Genomic DNA, 20,383 nt, shown 5'->3' with positions numbered 1-20,383 from the left:
CCACGTCCCTGGCCGGCAGCGCCGTTTGATTCTGCATGAATTTGCAGACCTAGGTTGACGATACGGTGACACCGGCGCAGCGGCTGCGACCGCGCAGTCGAGAGCGGTTGGCTTTTTCAGGTGTGAAGTACCAGTCGCGTACGCCACCGCGTTGTCAGGCTGCCCGCGTGAGCAGGTCACCCAGTCAAATCGGGCGCTGCGGCAAAGGCTCGCTACAGCGCCATGCAGGCGCGCTGCAACGACATGCAGGGAGGCCGCGCGCTGCACAAGGAGTAATCCGGAAGGGCGTCGGTCCAGCCAGAAGGTCTGCACGGTAGAACGATGCGACACACACCGGAGATCACGTGTCGAAGACCCAGCCTCCAGCGCCGCCCTCAGCCGCCAGGCCGTCGATATCCAATCTCCGCTCCCGCCTCCCGCCTCCCGCCTCCCGCCTCCCGATTCCCGATTCCCGATTCCCGATTCCCGATTCCCGATTCCCCCAATCCCCCAATCCCCCAATCCCCAATCCCCAATCCCCAATCCCCAATCCCCAATCCCCAATCCCCAATCCCCAATCCCCAATCCCCAATCCCCGCCACTGAGCTACCCTGACCGGCCCGATCCATCTGCACTGCCATGCCCGTCGACAAGAACCTGCGTGACCTGGAACCCGGCATTCACACCGATCTGGAGGGGCGGCTGACCTACGGCGGCTATCTGCGGCTGGACCAGTTGCTGTCGGCGCAGCAGCCCCTGTCCGAGCCGGCGCACCACGACGAGATGCTGTTCATCATCCAGCACCAGACCTCCGAGCTGTGGCTGAAGCTGCTGGCGCACGAGCTGCGCGCGGCGATGGTGCACCTGCAGAACGATCAGGTCTGGCAGTGCCGCAAGGTGCTGGCGCGCAGCAAGCAGGTGCTGCGCCAGCTCACCGAACAGTGGTCGGTACTGGAGACGCTCACCCCGAGCGAGTACATGGGGTTTCGCGATGTGCTGGGGCCCTCGTCCGGCTTCCAGTCGCTGCAGTACCGCTATATCGAGTTCCTGCTGGGCAACAAGAACCCGCAGATGCTGCAGGTGTTCGCGTACGACCCGCAAGGGCAGGCACGCCTGCGCCAGGTGCTGGAAGCGCCCAGCCTGTACGAGGAATTCCTGCGCTACCTGGCGCGCTTCGGGCATGCGATTCCGCCGCAATACCAGGGGCGCGACTGGACCTGCGCGCATGTGGCCGACGACAGCCTGCGCCCGGTGTTCGAACGCATCTACGAAAACACCGACCGCTACTGGCGCGAATATTCGCTGTGCGAGGACCTGGTCGATGTGGAAACCCAGTTCCAGCTATGGCGCTTCCGCCATATGCGCACGGTGATGCGGGTGATCGGCTTCAAGCGCGGCACCGGTGGGTCCAGCGGCGTGGGGTTTCTGCAGCAGGCGCTGGCGCTGACGTTTTTCCCGGAGCTGTTTGACGTGCGCACGTCGGTGGGCGTGGAAAGCCGCGAGCCGATGGACGGTGGCCGCGGTGAGTCGGAGAAGGGCTGAGAGGGCTAGCCCCTCTCCCGTCGGGGCGAGAAGGCACGGTTTGCGCGCCACTGGCGCGCGTGCCTTGGAGCGCCCGCGTCGCAAACGCGGGCCGGGGCGCGGAGCGGGGGCTAGGGTGAGGATACGGGCGTCATCCTCGCAGACCAACCGCCGCCATCAGGTCGGCGAGTGCTGCGAATTTGACGCGTACATGACGTCTAAGTGATCCTCGCGCGTCTCCCGGGGTACGCCCTGGGCACCCAGCCATTCCTGAATACGCAAGGGACATTCCATGAGCGTTGACGCTACCGCGCCGACTTCCGCCGCCACTCCGCCGCCGCCGGCACCGCCCGAGTTTCCCACGCTGCTCGGTCATCCCCGGCCGCTGTGGATGCTGTTCATGACCGAATTCTGGGAACGCTTCGCGTTCTACGGCATTCGTTGGGCGCTGGTGCTGTACATCGTGGCGCAGTTCTTCAATGGCGATGCCACCGGCCAGGCGCCGGCCGGACGCACCTATGGCGCCTATCTGGCGCTGGTGTATGCGGCAGCGATCTTCGGTGGTTACGTGGCCGACCGCGTGCTCGGCTACCAACGCTCGATCCTGGTCGGTGCGGCCGTCATGGCCACCGGCCTGTTCCTGATCGCCATTCCCGACCACACCATGTTCGAGATCGGCCTGGCCACCGTGGTGGTGGGCAACGGGTTGTTCAAACCGAACATCTCCACCATGGTCGGCAAGTTGTATTCGGTGGCCGATCCGCGCCGCGACAGCGGCTTCACCATTTTCTACATGGGCATCAACCTCGGCGCGATGATCTCGCCGGTGCTGACCCAGTTGCTGGCCGAAAAAGTGTTCGGCACCGACGCCATGCCGTCCTACAAGATGGTGTTCATGGCCTCCGGCGTAGGCATGCTGATCAGCCTGGTGTGGTTCTGGATCGGCCGCGCACAGCTCAAGGGCATCGGCGCACCGGCGCCGAATGCGCAGGGCATCGGCCGCGTGCTGATGGTGCTGGTCGGCTGCGTGCTGGCGATTCCAGTGGTGTACTTCCTGCTCACCGTCGGTGCGGACGTGTTGCAGATCGTGCTGACCGTGCTGTTCGTCGGCCTGTCGGTGATGCTGCTGGTCGAAGGCATCCGCGAAGGCAAGGTGCAGCGCGACAAGGTGATCGCGATGCTGATCATTTTCGCCTTCAACGTGCTGTTCTGGATGTTCTTCGAACAGGCCGGCAGCTCATTCACCTTCCTGGCCGACAACATCGTCGACCGCGGTTTCGGCGACTGGACCTTCCCCACCGCCTGGTTCCAGTCGGTGAACTCGATTGCCATCATCACGCTGGCGCCGATCATCGCCTGGATCTGGGTCAAGGCCGGCCGCTTCAACCCGTCGATTCCGCGCAAGTTCGGCCTGGGCCTGCTGTTCAACGGTCTGGCGTTCCTGCTGCTGATGTTTGCACTGTCGAGCCTGGTCAACGATGCTGGCAAGGTGCCGTTCTGGACCTTGTTCATGGTGTACGTGATCCAGTCGGTAGGCGAGCTGTGCCTGTCGCCGATCGGCCTGTCGATGGTGACCAAGCTGGCACCGGTGCGTCTGGTCGGTTTCGGAATGGGCGGCTGGTTTTTGTCTACCGGCATCGGCAACAACCTGTCGGGCATTTTTGCCGGGCATGTCAGCGGAAGCGAAGGGATGAGCGTGTCCTCGGCCCTGAGCGGGTATACCTTCGGGTTTTGGGCGCTATTGGGCGCTGGCGCGGTGCTGTTCCTGATCGCGCCTTTGATCAACAAACTGATGCACGGTGTGAAGTGAGGAGAACAGCAATGCCGATCAAACCCACTGTCTGTGGCCTGCTGCTGGCAGGTCTGTTGAGCGCCTGCGGGCAGCCCACCGAGCAACAGGAGGCGCCACGGCCGCTGGATACCTCGATGCAGAAGCCGCCCAGCGCCGATCCCAGCCAGCCGGTGTCCTCGGGCAATACGCCTACTGCGGCGGACATCGCCGCGGCGGCGGCGCTCAATGCGCAGTACGACCCGTCGCGCGATCCGGCCGCCGATCTGGAGACCGCCAAGGTCGAGGCCAAGCGCGGCGGCAAGCGCATCGTGCTCAACGTCGGCAATGCGGCCTGCGAGCCGTGCAAGGCGCTGGACGAGCTGATGGGCGGCGATGCGGAGCTGCGCAGCTTCCGCGATGCGCACTTCGTGGTGGTCAAGGTCAATCGCGATGCGGCCAACGACAACGCCGCCTTCCTGTCGCAGTTTGCCCAGCTCAATGATTTTCCGGCGCTGCTGGTGCTGGACAACGACGGCAAGCTGCTGACCACCCAGGCCGGCCCGGAACTGCGCAAGGGCGAGGGCTTCGACCGCAGGAAGCTGTTCGATTTCCTCAAGCAATGGGCGCCGCCGCAGGCCTGACGCGTCGTTGCCGTGTCATGCAAAAACCCCCGCACTGCGGGGGTTTTTTATCAGTCCTTGCCGGCCATGCGCGGCAGCCCGTCCTTGGCCAGCCGGTCGATCAGCTTCTCCAGGACCTGCTGCTCCTCGGCGCTGAACACCGACATCAGCCGCTGCTCCATCTCGTTGACCAGCGGGGCGACGGTCTCGTAGACCTGGCGTCCGGCCGGCGACAGCGCCAGCATCGAGCGGCGGCGGTCGTCGCCATGGGTTTCGCGGCGGATGAAGCCGCGCTCCAGCAGGCGCGCCACGGCGCGGCTGACTGCAACTTTATCCATCGCGGTGCGGTCGGAGACCTCGCTGGCCGAGGAACCCGGATACAGCGCCAGGATGGTGATCACCCGCCACTCGGGGATGGCCATGCCGTAACGATCGCCGTAGACCTTGGCGATGTTGCTGCTGATGCGGTTGGACAGCACGCTCAGGCGATACGGCAGGAACTGCTCAAGGTTGAGCAGCACAGGATGTGGCGGCGGGGTGGGGGCGTCGAGATCGCTCATGTTGCACTGTGTCTTGATTTTGGTTTCATTTGCAACTACAAACCTTGGGTGGCCTGCGCATTCTCGCGGGTCTTCTGCCACCCCGCATAGCCCTGCGGACGGCCTAGCGTGGAGAAACGACGATGAGCGCACAACCGAGCAGTACCGCAACCCGCCCGAACCTGGGCATGCAGGTCACCACCTTCGACAATCCGATGGGGATCGACGGGTTCGAGTTCGTCGAATTCGCCGCGCCCGCCGGCCAGGTCGCGCAGCTGCACGACTACTTCCGCAAGATGGGCTTCAGTCCGGTGCTGCGCCACCGCAGCCGTGCCATTACCGTCTATCGCCAGGGCGGGGTCAACTTCCTGCTCAACGAAGAGCCCGATTCGTTTGCCGCCGATTTCGCCGCCGCGCACGGCCCGAGCGCCTGCGGCTTTGCGATCCGCTTCCGCACCCCGGCCGAGACGGTGCTGCAGACCGTGCTGGGCAACGGCGGCGAAGCGGTGCAGGACAAGGCCGACACCCGCGCCGTGCCGGCCCCGGTGGTCAAGGGCATCGGCGACTGCATGCTGTATCTGGTCGACCGCTACGGCGATGCGGGCAGCATCTACGACGCCGATTACGAGCCGATCGAAGGCGCCGACCAGCACCCGGCCGGCTTCGGGCTGACCTTCATCGACCACCTGACCCACAACCTGTACTTCGGCAACATGCAGCGCTGGTCGGACTATTACGAGCGCCTGTTCAACTTCCGCGAGATCCGCTACTTCGACATCAAGGGCGCCAAGACCGGCCTGGTGTCCAAGGCGATGACCGCCCCGGACGGCGTCGTGCGCATCCCGCTCAACGAATCCTCCGACCCCAAGAGCCAGATCAACGAGTACCTGGACGCCTACCAGGGCGAAGGCATCCAGCACATCGCCTGCTTCACCGACGACATCTACAGCTCGGTGGAAAGGATGCGCGAGGCAGGCGTGACGTTCCTGGATACGCCCGACACCTATTTCGACGTGGTGGACCTGCGCATTCCCGACCACGGCGAAGACGTCGAACGCCTGCGCCGCAACAAGATCCTGATCGATGCCGACGTGGACACCAAGCAGCGCAAGCTGCTGCAGATCTTCACCACCAACTGCATCGGCCCGATCTTCTTCGAGATCATCCAGCGCAAGGGCAATGAGGGCTTTGGCGAAGGCAATTTCCAGGCGCTGTTCGAGAGCATCGAGCGCGATCAGATGAAGCGTGGGTGCTTTGAGGGCGGGGATTGGTGATTCGCTGTTCGGGATTCGTGTCAGTAACTGCGTTGTTACGGGTGTGAGCGGCGCATTTCGCTGCGATACCGAGCGCTGCCTTCCCTAAAGTCAGATGTGGCGACGCTGCCGATCAAGTGAAATAAGGGGTATCGCCAAGCACGCACCAAGGACGTGTTTTTCTGACAGCGCAGCACAGAGAAAATGCAGGCGCTTAAAGCCCCTCTCCCTTCGGGAGAGGGGTTGGGGTGAGGGTACGGTGGAGCGATGAAAATCAAACCGCCATTACCCACCGTCGCGCTCACCAACGCGCGTGCGTTACGGGCAGGGATGACAGAAGCAGAGCGCGCACGTTGGCACTGTCTCCGCGGCAGTCAGCGACAAGGTTTCACGTTCAGGCGTCAGCATCCGATTCCGCCGTACATCGCAGATTTTTGTTGTATTGATGCGGCGTTGATTGTTGAACTGGATGGCTCGCAGCATCAGGCATCCAGCGATCAGGCAAGAACACGGTGGCTGCAATTGAGGGGTTGGAGAGTGCTGCGGTTCTGGAACAACGATGTGTTGCTTTCGCTGGATGCGGTGGTCGAGATGATCTTCGAGGTAGTCGCTACGCCGTACCCTCACCCCAACCCCTCTCCCGCGGGGAGAGGGGCGTAATCCGCCAGGCCTCAGCTCTTCTTCGGTAGGAAAGGCCTGATTCAACTCAATCCCAACCTTCTGCATCCGGGGAGGGAGGGCCAAGATCCGGACGCATGCCATGCATAACAACGAGCACTACATGAGCGGTTTCGGCAATGCGTTTGCGACCGAGGCGGTGGCCGGCACCTTGCCGATCGGGCAGAACTCGCCGCAGCGTGTGGCGCACGGGTTGTATGCCGAACAGTTGTCCGGCACCGCGTTCACCGCGCCGCGCAGCGAGAACCGGCGCAGCTGGCTCTATCGCATCCGTCCGGCGGCCGTGCATGGCGCGTTTTCGTTGATCCAGCAATCCACCTTCCACAACGACTTCGGTCGTGGCCCGGTGCCGCCGGATCAACTGCGCTGGAGCCCGTTGCCGTTGCCATCCGTGCCAACCGACTTCGTCGATGGTCTCTACACCATGGCCGGCAACGGCGGGCCGGAGGCGATGTCCGGTGTTGCCGTGCATCTGTATGCGGCCAATGCCTCCATGCACGATCGCTTCTTTTACGATGCCGACGGCGAGCTGTTGCTGGTGCCACAACTTGGGCGCCTGCGTATCCACAGCGAGCTCGGGGTGCTGGAACTGGAGCCGCAGCAGATCGGGGTGATACCACGCGGCGTGCGCTTCCGTGTCGAGTTGCTCGATGGCGAAGCGCGCGGCTATGTCTGCGAAAACTTCGGCGCATTGCTGCGGCTGCCCGACCTGGGGCCGATCGGCTCCAACGGGCTGGCCAACGCGCGCGATGTCGAAACGCCGCATGCGGCCTTCGAGCAGCGCGAAGGCGCCTTCGAACTGGTGGCCAAATTCCAGGGCCATCTGTGGCGCGCGGACATCGGCCACTCGCCGCTGGACGTGGTGGCCTGGCATGGCAACTACGCGCCATATCGCTACGATCTGCGCCGCTTCAACACCATCGGCTCGATCAGCTTCGATCATCCGGATCCGAGCATCTTCACCGTGCTGACCTCGCCCAGCGACACGCATGGCACGGCGAACATGGATTTTGCGATCTTCCCGCCGCGCTGGCTGGTGGCGCAGCATACCTTCCGCCCGCCGTGGTTCCATCGCAATGTGGCCAGCGAGTTCATGGGGCTGGTGCACGGCGTGTACGACGCCAAGGCCGACGGCTTCGCGCCCGGTGGTGCCTCGCTGCACAACTGCATGAGTGGGCACGGACCGGATGCGGCGACCTTCGACAAGGCCTCGCATGCGGACCTGACGCGCCCGGACGTGATCGCCGACACCATGGCCTTCATGTTCGAAACGCGTGCGGTGCTGCGTCCTACGCAGCAGGCTTTGCAGGCCACGCACCGGCAGGGCGACTACCAGCAGTGCTGGTCCGGATTACGCGCGGCGTTCCAGGCGCCCAGGTCAGGCGATGCGCAGTAACTCGGGCCGCTAGCCGGACGTGCTAATCAGGCAGTACGGCATGGCAGAGGCGTGGTTGTCGGATCGAGTCGCCTGCAACGCACCAATGGCAGGTGTCCGATCAAGCAGCCTGCAGGGTATCGGTTGCGCTTGTCGGATCAAGCCAACTGCAAGGCATCAGTTGTAGCAGGCAGATCACGCCATCTACGACGTAGTCGTTTCAGCTGTTCGATCAAGCCGCCTGCAGCGCATCCGGCAGCAACTCGCCGATCCTTGCACGTACACGCTCTGCGTAGCTTGCCGAGGTGATCTGCGGCAACGCGCGTAGCGCCTCGGCGATGGCGGCGCCGATGGTGTCTTCGGCGCGTGCGGCGTGCAGTTGCCGATGCAGCACAACGGCCGCCGGGTTGCGTTGCAGCTGCAGGATGTCGAGCAGGTACAGCCGCGCGTTGGTGGCCGCGCGACGGCGCTGGCGTTGCAGGTCCTCTTCGCTCGGCGGTGCAGCTGGCGGCGGCACGGAGGTGCCGGGCATGACGACCGGAGCGAGCGTAGCGGCCGGGGGCGTGAGTGGCGTTGCCGCACCGCCTGCTGGCGTGCCAAAGGCCGGATAGCCCATTGCGCAGAGCGCCTGCACCAACGCGGCGCCGTCGCCGCCCAGCAGCACGGCCAGTGTTGCCAGATCGCGCTGCCCATCGGCCAGGATCAGCGCGCGTCGCTGCAGCAGGGTGAGTGGGCTGCGGTGCGATTGCAGCGCGGTGAGGGCGAGCGCGGTCTTGCGTGGGGTCATGGCGGCAGTCCTGCGAGGCGCTCAGCTTGCCCGCAGCCAATGAAGCGCCGATGACATCGGCACGCTGCAAGGCACGCTGGCGTTCTGCACGTCGCCGCGATGTGCGCCGTTAGGCTGTGGCGGACCCGTAGGAACGCCATGCATGACCACCGGATTGCCTGGTTTGATGGGCGCACTGCTGTTGCTGACCGCCTGCAACCGCGCCGGGGCGCCAGCACGGCGGTGCCGGCCGAGGCCGCAGCATGAAGCCTTAGTGCGGATCCTTGTCCGGCTCCACATGCTGGCTGGCGGTTTCTACGTTCTCGCCGACATCGCCCTGGGTCTGCGGCGTGGGCAGGCCTTCCTTTTTCATGTCGCCGTGGTTGGGCACTTCCGGGCGGTTTTCCATCATCAGCGACAGCGCGGCCTTGGCCATCAGATGGGCGCTGATCGGTGCGGTGATGAACAGGAACACGGTGATCAGCAGTTCGCGCGGTTGCGGGTCCACGCCGAGGAACAGGTGATAGCCCACCGATGCCAGCAGCACGCAGCCCACCCCCAGCGTGCTGGCCTTGGTCGGCGCATGCAGGCGCTTGAAGAAGTCCGACAGCTTCACCAGGCCGAACGCGCCGATCAGGATGAAGAAGGTGCCGACCAGCAACAGCGCGCTGAGCAGATATTCGGTCAGCGCGATCATTCGACGATGTCCCGACGCAGCACGAACTTGCTCAGCACCACGGTGCTGCCGAAGCCCAGCATCGCGATCACCAGCGCGGCTTCGAAGTAGATCGGCGAATCCAGATACATGCCCAGCAGCATCAGCTCGGCGATGGCGGTGATGGACAGGGTGTCCAGCGCCAGGATGCGATCAGGCACGCTCGGCCCGCGCAGCAATCGCCACAGCGCCATCAGCATGGCCAGGCCCACCGCATGCATGCAGATGACGATGGTCGATTCGATGAACATGTGGCCGGTCATGGAAAGATCTCCATCAGGGGCTTCTCGTAGCGGGTCTTGATCTCGGCGATCAAGGCGTCCGGGTCGTCCAGGTGCAGCACGTGCACCAGCAGATACTTGCGGTCATCCGAGAGCGCCGCCGACACCGTGCCGGGAGTGAGGGTGATCATGCTGGTCAGCGCGGCGATGCCGTGGATGTTGGCGATGTCCAGCGGCACCCAGATGAAACCCGGATGGATGCGCGACTCCGGGCCGAGCACCTGGCCGGCCACCTTGAGGTTGGAGCGCACGATGTCGCCGGCGGCCACCAGCAACATGCGCGGCACCGAACGTAGCGACCCGATGCGGGCGAACTCGCGGTCCAGGCGCGCCGCAAAGATCGGCACCACCCAGCCCAGCAGCAGGCCCAGCACCCATTGCTGCGGCCCGAAGCTGTCGCTGAGCAACAGCCAGAAAATGAAGACCGTCACGCTCAGCGAGGGCGAGGGCAGCAGCCGGCTGCGCAGCGGCATGCGCGTGCTCATGGCTGCCTCCGTTGCGGCGTGGTGGCGCGCACCTGTTCCACGTAGGCGCCGGGATCGCGCAGCTGCACGCCGGCCGCGTCGGTGTAGCGCATCAACGGGCCGGCACCGGCCGTCATCGCCACCAGCCCGCCCAGCAACAGCAGCGTGGCGGCAGTCTCCACCGGGCGCATGCGCGCACGCCGTTGCGGCTGCAGCGCGGGGACATCCTGCACCGCTTCGGGCACGCGCCAGAACAGGCGCACGCCGGCACGCGTCAGGCCGATCACCACCAGCAGGCTGCTGCCGAGGATGGCGACCCACACCGGTCCGACCAGGCCGGCGGGCACGTGCTGCAGCAACGCGGCCTTGGCCAGGAAGCCGGACAACGGCGGTAGCCCGGCAACCGCCACCGCGGCGACCATGAACATCTCACCGGGCATCCCACGCCGCGGCAGCGGCGCGACCACTTCCTTGCGGTCGCTGGCGCTGCCGCGGCGACGCCGAATCAGGTCCGACACCATGAACAATGCCGCGGCCACGAAGCTGCTGTGCGGCAGGTAGTACAGCCCCGCACCCAATGCGCCGGCATCGTCCAGCGAGAACGCGATGAACAACGTCGCCGCCGAGAACACCACCAGATACGACACCATCACCCGCAGCCGCGATGCGGCCATCACCCCGAAGGCGGCCATCAACAGCGTGGCGATGCCCAGCCACAGCAATGCGTGGCGACCGAAGCCCTGCAGCGCGCCGGCACCGGCGCCGAACCACAGCGCCGACACCCGCAGCGTCGCGTACAGCCCGACCTTGGTCATGATCGCAAACAGCGCCGCCACCGCCGCCGGCGCGCGCGAATAGGTCTCCGGCAACCACAGGTACAGCGGCAGCAACGCCGCCTTGCTGCAGAACACCAGCAGCAACAGGCCCAGGCTGGCCTTGGCCAGCGGCACGTCCTGCGCTGGCAACGCGGCGATGCGTTGCGACAGCTCGGCCATGTTCAAGGTACCGAACACGCCGAACAGCAGGCCCAGCGCGATCAGGAACAGGGTCGACGCACACACGTTGAACACTACGTAGTGCAGGCCAACACGCATCTGCAGCCCGCGCCCGCCGCTGAGCAACAGGCCGTAGGAGGCGATCAGCATCACTTCGAAGAACACGAACAGGTTGAAGATGTCGCCGGTCAGGAACGCACCGTTCAAGCCCATCAACTGGAACTGGAACAAGGCATGGAAATGCGGCGCGCGCCGGTCCCAGCCCGCGCAGGCATGCAGCAGGCAGGCCGCGCCCAGGATCAGGGTGGTCAACAGCATCCACGCCGACAGGCGGTCGCCCATCAGCACGATGCCGATGCGCGCCGGCCAGTCGCCGAGCAGGTACACCAGCACCTGGCCTTCGGCGGCACGCGCGAACAAGGCGATGACTGCCACGGCCAGCAATGCCATGCTCGCCCACGCCACCGTGCGCTGCACGCGCGGCCCATAGCGCCGATGTTCGACGAACAGCGCCGCCGACGCGCCCAGCATCGGGATCAGGATCGGCAGGATCAGCAGATGGCTCATCGCCGGGCCTCGCGCGTGTCCACGCCGGTGGTGGCGTCTTCATGCGCATCCACATGGTCGCTGCCGTTGTCGCTACGGCTGCGGATCGCCAGCACCAGGCTCACCGCGGTCATCGCGAAGGCGATCACGATTGCGGTCAGCACCAGCGCCTGCGGCAACGGATCGGTGTAATGCATCAGGTCGGCCGGCACGCCCTCGCGCAGCACTGGCGCCTGGCCGCTGCGCAGCCGCCCACCGGCGAAGATCAGCAGGTTGGTCGCATACGACAGGAAGGTCATCCCCAGAATCACGTCGAAGCTGCGCGCGCGCAGCAACAGGTAGATCGCCAATGCGGTCAGGACGCCGATCGCGCTTGCCACTGCCAGTTCCATCAATGCTGCTCCGCGGTGCGTGTCGAACGTTGGGTGGGGTCGATCTCGCCGCGCTGCGAGCTGCGCGTACGCGAGGGTTTGATCGTGCCCATCATCGACAGCATCAACATCGCCGCGCCGAACACCACCAGATACACGCCGACATCGAAGCCCAGCGCGCTGGCCAGCTCCAGATCGCCCAGCAGCGGCAACGGAATCTCCAGATGCCCGCTGCTCAGGAACGGCATGCCGAAGACCAGCGCACCGGCGCCACTGACCAGCGCGCACAGCAGGCCGATGCCGATCAGGCGGATGTAGTCGAAGCCGAAGCGCGATTCCACCGACGCGGTGCCCTGGATCACGTACTGCATCAGCAACGGCACTGCCAGCACCAGCCCGGCGATAAAGCCGCCACCGGGCGCGTTATGGCCGCGCAGAAACAGGAACAAGGACACCGTCAGCGTCAGCGGGAACATGATCTGCGCCAGGTCGGCCGGCACCGGCAACTTGATCGGCGGGCCGGGCATGCTGCGTTCCGGCGCCATGCGCGAGCGCCGCAGCAGTGCATGCACCACCAGCCCGGCGATCGCGAACACGGTGATCTCGCCGAAGGTATCGAAGCCGCGGAAATCCACCAGAATCACATTGACCACGTTGCGCCCGTAGGCTTCCGGCAATGCACGTTGCAACAGCTCGCCGGCCACCGTGTGGCTGGGCTGGGTCATCAAGGTATAGGCCAGCGCGGCAAGCCCGGCGCCCCCGACCACGGCGATGCCGGCATCGCGGAGTTTGCGCAGGCGCGCAGGCTCGGGCAACGAGCGCTCGGGCAGGTAATTCATCGCCAGCAGCATCAGCACCAGCGTCACCATCTCCACCAGCAGCTGGGTCAACGCAAGATCCGGTGCCGACAGGAACACGAAGGTCATGCTGACCGCCAGGCCGGTGCCACCCAGCACCAGCACGGCGAGCAGGCGCTGCTTGTACAGGAACAGGCTGCCCAGGGCGCAGGCGATCATCAGCAGCCAGATCGTCCAGCCCAGCAGCGGCAGCGGGGTGGGCGCCGGCCAGGCCGGCAAGGCGCCGCCCTGCAGGAACGGCACCAGCGCCACCACCACAGCGCTCAGTACCAGCAGCATCAGCATGCGCTGCAGATTGCCGTTGGTGACCGCATCGGTCATGCGCACGGTACCGGCGAACAGGGCGCGCAGGTTCCAGTTGAACAGCGCCTTGCCCGGCGAGCGGTTCTGGATCGCGTACATGTCCAGCGTGCGGCGCAGCGCCATGTACAACAAGGTGCCGCCCACCATGCCGGCGATGCTCATCGCCAGCGGCCAGTTCCAGCCATGCCACAGCGCCAGGCTGTAGTCGGGCAGGCGCTCGCCCAGGATGGCGCTGGCACCGGCGCGCAGCACCGGCGCGATGGTCCAGGCCGGCACGATGCCCACGGCCACGCAGATCAGCACCAGCACATCCACCGGAATCCGCATCCAGCGCGGCGGCTCGTGCGGGGTGGTGTCCAAGTCGCGCGGGCCTTCGCCAAAGAAGGTGTCGTGCACGAAGCGCAGGCTGTAGGCCACGCCGAGCAGGCCGGCCAGCAGTGCGGCGATGCTGGCCAACACCCGCATCGTCTGCGGCGCATCGGTTTCCAGCGCCACGGCGAAGAACATTTCCTTGGACAAAAAGCCGTTGAGCAGCGGAACGCCAGCCATCGCCAGCGAGGCGGTGATCGCCAGCACGCTGGTGACCGGCATCAGGCGGCGCAGGTTGCCCAGCTTGCGCATGTCGCGCGTGCCGGTCTCGTGGTCGATGATGCCGGCGGCCATGAACAACGAGGCCTTGAACACCGCATGGTTGAGGATGTGGAACACGCCGGCCACCACCGCCATCGGCGTGGACAGGCCGAACAGCATCGTGATCAGGCCCAGATGCGAGATGGTCGAGTACGCCAGCACGCCCTTGAGATCGTGCTGGAAGATCGCGTGCCAGGCGCCGAGCAACAGCGTGATTGCACCGATGCTGGTGACCGTATAGAAGAACAGATCGGTGCCGGCCAGGGCAGGATGCAGGCGCGCCAGCAGGAACACGCCGGCCTTCACCATCGTGGCCGAATGCAGATACGCCGACACCGGCGTGGGCGCGGCCATCGCGTGCGGCAGCCAGAAATGGAACGGGAACTGCGCGCTCTTGGTGAAGATGCCCAGCAGCACCAGTCCCAACGCATACGGATACAGCGGGCTGGCGCGAATCAGATCGCCGGCCGCCAGCACCGCATCCAGCTGGAAACTGCCGACGATGCGGCCGATCATCAGGGTGCCGCCGAGCAGGGCCAGGCCGCCACCGGCTGTCAGCACGAAGGCCATGCGCGCGCCTTCGCGCGCGTCCTTGCGGTGCGACCAGAAGCCGATCAACAGGAACGAGCTGATGCTGGTGAGTTCCCAGAACACCATCAGCAACAGCAGGTTGCCCGACAGCACCATGCCGAGCATCGCGCCCATGAACAGCATGAGATAGGCGAAGAAGCGCGATGCGCTGTCGCGCGCACTCAGGTAGTAATGCGCATACAGCACCACCAGCGCACCGATGCCCAGCACCAGCAACGCGAACATCCACGCCAGGCCATCAAGCCGCAGCGAGAACATCAGGCCGATCTGCGGCAACCATGCGTATTGGCTGTCGATCACCTCACCGCGCAGCACGGCCGGTGTGAGCGTTGCCAGGATGGCCAGCCCGCCCAACGGCGCAGCCGCAGCCAACCACGCAGTGATCGAACGGGAGGTGCGCCAGAGCAGCGCAGTGGCGGCCGCCATCACAAACGGCAGCGCGAGCAGGATTTCCAGCGAGAAAGGCATGCAGGGAACACAAGATTCGCGAGCAGGCCAGAGAGCTTAACAAACCGTTGACTGACGCCCGCGTCAACGCCGTGGCTGCGCGCATGCGCAAATCGCCGACGCAGCAGCATCGCGCCGCTGCGTGTCACTCGTTATGCTGGGATCACCCAGACCGCATCCGAACCCGTGACCGCTGCCGATCCCGCTCCGTCCCCTGCCGTTTCTGCGCCACGCGCCCTGGTGTTCGGCGGCAGCGGTCAGATCGGCGAACGCCTGCTGACGCGGCTGCTCGGCCGCGGCTGGCAGGTGACGGCATGGTCGCGCCAGCCGCGCGCGGCGCGCTCCGGGCTGATCTGGCGGCAGGGCGACCTGGCCACGCCGGCTGCCGTGGGCGAGGCCTTCGAGGTGATCTTCAGCTGCGGCCCGCTGGACCATTTCGCGCGCTGGTATGCCGAAAATCCGGTGCGCGCTCCGCGCATTGTGGCGTTCGGTTCCACCAGCCTGGAGGTCAAGGAACACTCGATCGACGCGGCCGAGCGCGATGTCGCACAGCGCCTGGCACATGCCGAACAGGCGCTGTTTTCCGCAGCCCAGGCGCGTGGCGCCGCGGCGACGGTGCTGCGCCCGACGCTGGTCTATGGGGCCGGGCGCGACCGCACGCTCACCCAGATCGCCGGGCTGGCGCAGCGCACCGGCGCCTTCGTGCTCCCGGCCAACGCAACCGGGCTGCGCCAGCCGGTGCATGTGGACGATCTGGCCAGCGCGGCGCTGGCGGTGCTCACCCAGCCAGCGACACAGCAGCGCAGCTATGCCGTCGGCGGCGGCGAAGTGCTGGCCTATACGCAGATGGTGGAGCGCGTGCTGGCGGCGCTGCCACGACCGGCGCGGCTGTACCAGGTGCCGCCCGGCCTGTTCGGCCTTGCCCTCACTGCCGCGCAGCGGCTGGGGCGCCTGCGTGGCATCAATGCGGCCGCATTGCAGCGCATGCGCGATGACCTGGTGTTCGACCTGGAACCAGCGCGTCGCGACTTCGGTTATGCGCCGCGCGCCTTTCTTCCGCTGCCCGAAGAGCTCGGCATCGGCGAGTGATCCATCTGGTACACGCGTGTGTGCCATGCAGCGTTGCGTAGTGCGCGGTCGACCACGCCTGGGGCGCAGCAGTAGCGCGCCATCAGCGTTAGCCGCGGAAGCGCCCAGTCGTAATACGCCACCTCAACGCATGACCGCGGCGGCACCGGGCGGTGCGCTGGGCCTGTCGGCCATGCTCAGTACCGCCAACCCAACTGACGATACAACTTGGCCAATACCCAGATCGGCCCGATCAGCAGATAGGTCAGATCGGTCAGAAAGCTCGGTTTGCGGCCTTCGATCTTGTGGCCGACGAACTGCGCGATCCAGGCCAGCACGAACACTGTCAGTGCCGTGGCGAACAGCCCGGTGAGCCCGAGTCTGCCTTCAAGTAACCGGCACAGGCAGCCGAAGAAAAAGAAGATCCCCAGCATGCCCAGCCCCAGCGGACGCGATAGGCGGTTGTAGTACGACCAGGCTGCGAACATCGACAACGCCGCCCACACGCCGCTGCTGAACCAGGTGCCGCCGACCGGGATGCACCACAGCAGGGCCACTACCGACCACAGGATCGCCGGCACCGCCAGCACATGGATCTGCTGATTGGTCGCGTTGCGATGGTCGTCGGAATAACTGGCGAAATAGCGGTCGATCGGTCGCGCGGTCTTGGTGCGTTCGGTCATGTTCCCTCCCAGGAATGACCCAAGCATACGCGCGCGGATGGCACTGTGGCAGCCGCGCCCTTTGCCACGCGCAGCTCGCGTGGCAAGGGCGGCACCCGTCAGTTCACCGACACGGCACTCCATGCTGCGGCAACCGCGCGGTACTGCGTGGACGTGCTGCCGTATAGATCGGTGGCAGCGCTCAACGTTGCCCGGCGTGCGGCCGCATAGTTGGTCGAGGAGGTCATGTACACCGTCAACGCGCGGTACCAGATGCGGCTTGCCGCCGCCCGGCCGATCGCTGTCAATGCCGTGTTGCCGTTGCAGACCAACCCGGCCGGCGTCACGTTCCAGCTGGTGCCTGATCCGAAGCCGCTCGGCACCACTGCGCCTTCGGCCAACAGATAGTAGAAGTGGTTGGCCACGCCCGAGCTGTAATGCACGTTGAGCGAACCCAGGCTGCTGCTGTAGCAATCGGGCGAGTCGCCATCCAGGCTGGGCTTGAACATGTAGCGCAAGGCCAGCGTCCCGCTGCTGTTGCCGGGGATGATCTTCTCGCCGATCAGGTAATTGCCCGGCTGTGCGCTGTTGTTGGCCGAATATTCCACCATCGCGCCCATGATGTCGGAGGTGGCTTCGTTCAAGCCGCCCGACTCGCCCGAATACACCAGTCGCGCGGTGCGGCTGGTCACGCCGTGGGTCATCTCGTGACCGGCCACATCCACCGACACCAGCGGCGTGAACGTGCTGCCGTCGCCATCGCCGAAGGTCATGCAGAAGCAGCTGTCCTGCCAGAACGCGTTGTTGTAGCGACTGCCGTAATGCACGCGGCTGCGCGCACCGACACCGTCGTTGGCAATGCCGCTGCGCGCATGGGCGGTGCGGAAATAGTCCCAGGTCAAGGCCACGCCGTAATGCGCATCCACCGCTGCGGTCACCGTATCGCTGTTGGCGCCGCTGCCCCAGGCGTTGTCGGCATCGGTGACCAGCGTGCCGTTGCCGGAGGTGCTGTTGCGCATGTTGTAGGTCGCGCCGCTGCCGCGGCTCAGATCGGTCAACTCGTAACCGCTGCTGCAACGCGTCGTCGCCAACGCCACACTGCCTGCATACAGCGAACGCCCGGTGCCGGCCGCACTGGTGCCACCCGCACAGGCGGTGTGCACCGTGTCCCAGGATTCGAGAATGCGTTGATTGACTGCATCGACGATGTAATGCATTTCGGTCGGCGTCTGATCGGGCTTGATGCCGCTGTAGATCACTTCATAAACCAGCCGCGGTGCGCCCTGGCGCGCATACAAGGCCAGACTTGCGCGCGGCGTGGCATCGGGTGCCAGATCGAACTGCGTACCGGCCGCACGCACTGCCGTGTCCGCATCAATGCCGGGCACGATGCTTGGGCGCACGCTGGTGTCCATGCTCTGGCTCAACTGACGCATCACTCCGCGTCGCGAATGCACGACCACATCGCCGCCGATCACCGGCAGGCCCTGATACGTGCGATCAAAGCGCACATGCTCGCTGCCGTCGGCATCGACAATGCTGTCGCGCGCGACAAACGCATCGGCCGTTGCACGATTGGCCAGCGCCGCAGCGTTGTTGCCCAACAAGGATTGCGCGCGCGACACCGCGGCAGTTGCGGAAAGATCCGCAGCGGTAGCAACGGTAGACAACGATAGCGCGCAGCAGATCGCCGCGCCCAGGACATGAACTTGCATGACGACTCTCTCCCCGAAAACGTGCAATGCAAAGATCGGCGGCGATACGCTTCACGGCCGATCGCGACTGGCAACAGGTGCCGGCAGATAAACTTGCACAGTCCATGACAGCGCAGTAGTAAAAATTACAGCTGTGTTGCGTTCTGTGCGCCGCGCCACTTTGCGATGTGGAGGGCATCGCAGAGCGCCAGGAGCAGCGCTGCGTGTGGCACGTCGTCTGCGCTGCAGGCGTGTCGTCTTGTCGCAGTCTGGAAGGGTCTGCCAACGTCTAGCGACGGACAACACGCTGACGGCGAAAAGCAGTCCGCTCAAGGGTGCGTAGCGAGGTGCAGTCGCCGCAGCGTTCTCAGCGGTGATGTCGAGAGCAGGACACGCACAAAAAAAACCGGCCAGACACCTGGCCGGTTTTTTTGTGCTGCACCGCTACACTTCAGCGGCCGCCGATCGCGACCTTCTGCTGCTCGTCCTGGGCCTGTTGCTGCGCACCCTGGCCAGCCAGCAGTCGCGCACTGGTCTGCTCCAGCGTGGGGGCAGGTTGGTTCAGATCCACTGCCGCACGGAAGCCCGGCGTGGTGCCCATGATGAATGCCTTGCCATCCTGCACGGTGACGTTCTGCAGCTTGTCCGCGGAATCGATACCGTTCTGCTTGGCCTGCAGGGTGACGTGGGCCGCGGTCTCGTTGGAGATCATGCTGGGCAGCTTGCTGCGGATCGCGTTGTGCAAGGCATGGTCAGGATGCGAGGCATCGTCGAGCGACGGCCCCTTGGGCGCTGCAATCTGCGTCTCACCGGCCTGCGTCCGGGTCTGCGCCGGTTGTGCGGACAACGCGGCCTGCGTATTGCGGCCCACCACGCCATCGGCCTGCAGTCCGTGCTGCTTCTGGAACGCAATCACCGCCTCCCGCGTGTTGTCGCCAAAGCGACCATCCTCGGCAAGCCGGTTGCCCTGCGCATCGCGTACGCCGAGACGGTTGAGGTCCTGCTGCAGCTTGCCGACATCACTGCCTTGTTCGCCGTGCCGCAGCGTGCCGTTGCCACCCGCTGCCGCTGCCTGGGAGTGGCGCGCGCCGGACTCCTGCTGATGGCCCTGATTCCAGAATGTCTCCGGACTGGTCAGTTTGCCGTTGGCATCGCGCAGCTGGTAATGCACATGCTGCGCGTACTGGTTGTTACCGTTCGGGCCGCGTCCACCCATCGTGCCGATGGCATCGCCGGCGGACAGCGTCTGACCCTCCTTCACCTTGAGTGCGTCCAGGTGCAGGATCTCGTGCGAGTTGCCCTGTGCATCGCGAATCTTGACGGTGCCGTAGTTGCCGCCCGCAAAAGTGACGGTTCCGGCGACCGGCGAATGCACCGTCGGGTGCTGCATGTTGCGGCCTGTCTGGCCACCCTGGTAGTTGAAGTCGGTACCGCCGTGATCGCGGGCACTGCGATGCTCGCCGTAATGGCCGGTGATGTGCGGCGCCGTCCCGTTCTGCGGCGGGAGCATCCGTTCCATCGTGTGCTGAAACGCGCTGGATCCGCCATGCTGCGGCTGCGCAGGTGCTGGCGCAGCGGGCTGCACCGGCTGTCCGAGCTGGCCGTGTGCCAGGTTGTTCATCAGCTCTGGAGTGATATCGCGCTGCCAGCGGGCAAACCGGTTCTCGCGGTCGGCCAATCCATTCGGCGGATCGCCGCCGTTGATGGCAACGCCTGCCGCATGCGCGTCCTGCCTGGCGGCCTGTGGCACGTTGTTCTGCCAGTACCAGGTCGCGATGCGGGATGCGTTCTCAGGTTGTGCCGCCAGATCGGGGTGCGCCACCAGGTCCAGATTCAACGCTTCGCCGGCCGCACGATATTGGTCCTTGCCGGTGAGCTGCATGTAACCGCGGCCACGGTACAGGTAGCCATCGCCGGGCTCGTTATTGCCCATGCGTCCGCCATACATCAATTCGGCCAGTTTTTCCGGTTGCCCGCGCAGGGCATCCAGACGCGCCTGCTCCAGGGCCTCGGGCCCCTCACGCAGTGCGGATCGCACCTTCGAACTCACCTGCGAGGATCCGTGCGTATAGCGGAACCCTTCTTCCAGGCGGTTGAGGCCCATCGACTCATGACCCACCTGGGCCATGAAGTTTGCCAGCTCCTTCGGCTGGGTAATGCCTGCTGCATAGGCTGATTGGAGCAGCCCTGTTTCGCGATCGGTTGCCATGGGTGTAACTCCTCATTTCTCAGCAACATGAAATAACGGACTCCTTCC

Annotated in this window: 18 protein-coding genes; 7 read left to right on the top strand and 11 right to left on the bottom strand. The window is 65.3% G+C overall.

Annotated features, from left to right (window positions below; all coding sequences use genetic code 11):
• The first annotated feature begins 618 nt into the window (after positions 1-618).
• From LL972_RS17305 to LL972_RS17295, 3 genes are all read left to right on the top strand, one after another.
• The gene (locus tag LL972_RS17305; RefSeq protein WP_228328640.1) at positions 619-1,521 is read left to right on the top strand and encodes a tryptophan 2,3-dioxygenase; all 903 of its coding nucleotides are present in this window, start codon (positions 619-621) and stop codon (positions 1,519-1,521) included.
• Positions 1,522-1,792: 271 nt separating this feature from the next.
• Complete coding sequence (locus tag LL972_RS17300) at positions 1,793-3,310, top strand: peptide MFS transporter (protein WP_228328639.1); 1,518 nt, start codon at positions 1,793-1,795, stop codon at positions 3,308-3,310.
• A gap of 11 nt (positions 3,311-3,321) precedes the next feature.
• Positions 3,322-3,912 (top strand): thioredoxin family protein, encoded by a 591-nt coding sequence (locus LL972_RS17295; RefSeq protein ID WP_228328638.1) that lies wholly within the window; start codon positions 3,322-3,324, stop codon positions 3,910-3,912.
• A 50-nt stretch (positions 3,913-3,962) separates the two neighbouring features.
• On the opposite strand, the gene LL972_RS17290 is transcribed toward LL972_RS17295, so the two are convergent.
• Entirely contained in the window at positions 3,963-4,451 is a 489-nt protein-coding gene (locus tag LL972_RS17290; protein ID WP_016905082.1) for a MarR family winged helix-turn-helix transcriptional regulator, read from the bottom strand.
• Between the two features lie 122 nt (positions 4,452-4,573).
• On the opposite strand from LL972_RS17290, the gene hppD reads away from it, so the two are divergent.
• The 3 genes from hppD (at position 4,574) to hmgA (ending at position 7,757) form a co-directional block, all read left to right on the top strand.
• Positions 4,574-5,704, top strand: a complete 1,131-nt coding sequence (gene hppD, locus LL972_RS17285) for a 4-hydroxyphenylpyruvate dioxygenase (protein ID WP_228328637.1) — start codon at positions 4,574-4,576, stop codon at positions 5,702-5,704.
• 246 nt (positions 5,705-5,950) lie between these two features.
• Positions 5,951-6,343, top strand: coding sequence for an endonuclease domain-containing protein (locus LL972_RS17280; protein WP_228328636.1), 393 nt, complete (start codon positions 5,951-5,953; stop codon positions 6,341-6,343).
• A 100-nt stretch (positions 6,344-6,443) separates the two neighbouring features.
• Complete coding sequence (gene hmgA, locus LL972_RS17275; protein WP_228328635.1) at positions 6,444-7,757, top strand: homogentisate 1,2-dioxygenase; 1,314 nt, start codon at positions 6,444-6,446, stop codon at positions 7,755-7,757.
• Positions 7,758-7,968: 211 nt separating this feature from the next.
• Here the strand turns inward: hmgA and LL972_RS17270 are convergent, their stop codons facing one another.
• From LL972_RS17270 to LL972_RS17240, 7 genes are all read right to left on the bottom strand, one after another.
• Entirely contained in the window at positions 7,969-8,523 is a 555-nt protein-coding gene (locus tag LL972_RS17270; RefSeq protein WP_228328634.1) for a hypothetical protein, read from the bottom strand.
• Positions 8,524-8,773: 250 nt separating this feature from the next.
• The gene (locus LL972_RS17265) at positions 8,774-9,199 is read right to left on the bottom strand and encodes a Na+/H+ antiporter subunit G (RefSeq protein WP_228328633.1); all 426 of its coding nucleotides are present in this window, start codon (positions 9,197-9,199) and stop codon (positions 8,774-8,776) included.
• Positions 9,196-9,480 (bottom strand): K+/H+ antiporter subunit F, encoded by a 285-nt coding sequence (locus LL972_RS17260; protein WP_016901330.1) that lies wholly within the window; start codon positions 9,478-9,480, stop codon positions 9,196-9,198. Before LL972_RS17260 ends, LL972_RS17265 begins: the two co-directional genes overlap by 4 nt.
• Positions 9,477-9,983 (bottom strand): Na+/H+ antiporter subunit E, encoded by a 507-nt coding sequence (locus tag LL972_RS17255; protein ID WP_119129415.1) that lies wholly within the window; start codon positions 9,981-9,983, stop codon positions 9,477-9,479. The genes LL972_RS17260 and LL972_RS17255 overlap by 4 nt, the downstream gene beginning before the upstream one ends.
• On the bottom strand, positions 9,980-11,524 hold the full coding sequence (locus tag LL972_RS17250; RefSeq protein ID WP_228328632.1) for a monovalent cation/H+ antiporter subunit D: 1,545 nt from the start codon (positions 11,522-11,524) through the stop codon (positions 9,980-9,982). Before LL972_RS17250 ends, LL972_RS17255 begins: the two co-directional genes overlap by 4 nt.
• Complete coding sequence (locus LL972_RS17245) at positions 11,521-11,895, bottom strand: Na+/H+ antiporter subunit C (protein WP_016901335.1); 375 nt, start codon at positions 11,893-11,895, stop codon at positions 11,521-11,523. Before LL972_RS17245 ends, LL972_RS17250 begins: the two co-directional genes overlap by 4 nt.
• Positions 11,895-14,723, bottom strand: a complete 2,829-nt coding sequence (locus LL972_RS17240; RefSeq protein WP_228328631.1) for a monovalent cation/H+ antiporter subunit A — start codon at positions 14,721-14,723, stop codon at positions 11,895-11,897. The genes LL972_RS17245 and LL972_RS17240 overlap by 1 nt, the downstream gene beginning before the upstream one ends.
• Positions 14,724-14,888: 165 nt before the next feature.
• Here LL972_RS17240 and LL972_RS17235 point away from each other — a divergent pair, with 165 nt between their 5' ends.
• Complete coding sequence (locus tag LL972_RS17235) at positions 14,889-15,791, top strand: NAD-dependent epimerase/dehydratase family protein (protein WP_228328630.1); 903 nt, start codon at positions 14,889-14,891, stop codon at positions 15,789-15,791.
• 176 nt (positions 15,792-15,967) lie between these two features.
• On the opposite strand, the gene LL972_RS17230 is transcribed toward LL972_RS17235, so the two are convergent.
• The 3 genes from LL972_RS17230 to LL972_RS17220 all read right to left on the bottom strand — a co-directional run bounded on the left by LL972_RS17230 (position 15,968) and on the right by LL972_RS17220 (position 20,335).
• Positions 15,968-16,453 carry a DUF962 domain-containing protein gene (locus tag LL972_RS17230; RefSeq protein ID WP_228328629.1) on the bottom strand — a complete coding sequence of 162 codons (486 nt, stop codon included), beginning with the start codon at positions 16,451-16,453 and terminating at the stop codon, positions 15,968-15,970.
• Positions 16,454-16,551: 98 nt separating this feature from the next.
• Entirely contained in the window at positions 16,552-18,147 is a 1,596-nt protein-coding gene (locus LL972_RS17225) for a M4 family metallopeptidase (RefSeq protein WP_228328628.1), read from the bottom strand.
• A gap of 430 nt (positions 18,148-18,577) precedes the next feature.
• Positions 18,578-20,335, bottom strand: a complete 1,758-nt coding sequence (locus LL972_RS17220) for a peptidoglycan-binding protein (protein WP_228328627.1) — start codon at positions 20,333-20,335, stop codon at positions 18,578-18,580.
• Positions 20,336-20,383: the final 48 nt, after the last annotated feature.

The organism is Xanthomonas campestris pv. asclepiadis, assembly GCF_020784175.1.
GTDB lineage: Bacteria > Pseudomonadota > Gammaproteobacteria > Xanthomonadales > Xanthomonadaceae > Xanthomonas > Xanthomonas campestris_D.
Note: the sequence above shows the minus strand (reverse complement) of the source record. Positions and strands in the feature narration are given on the sequence as shown.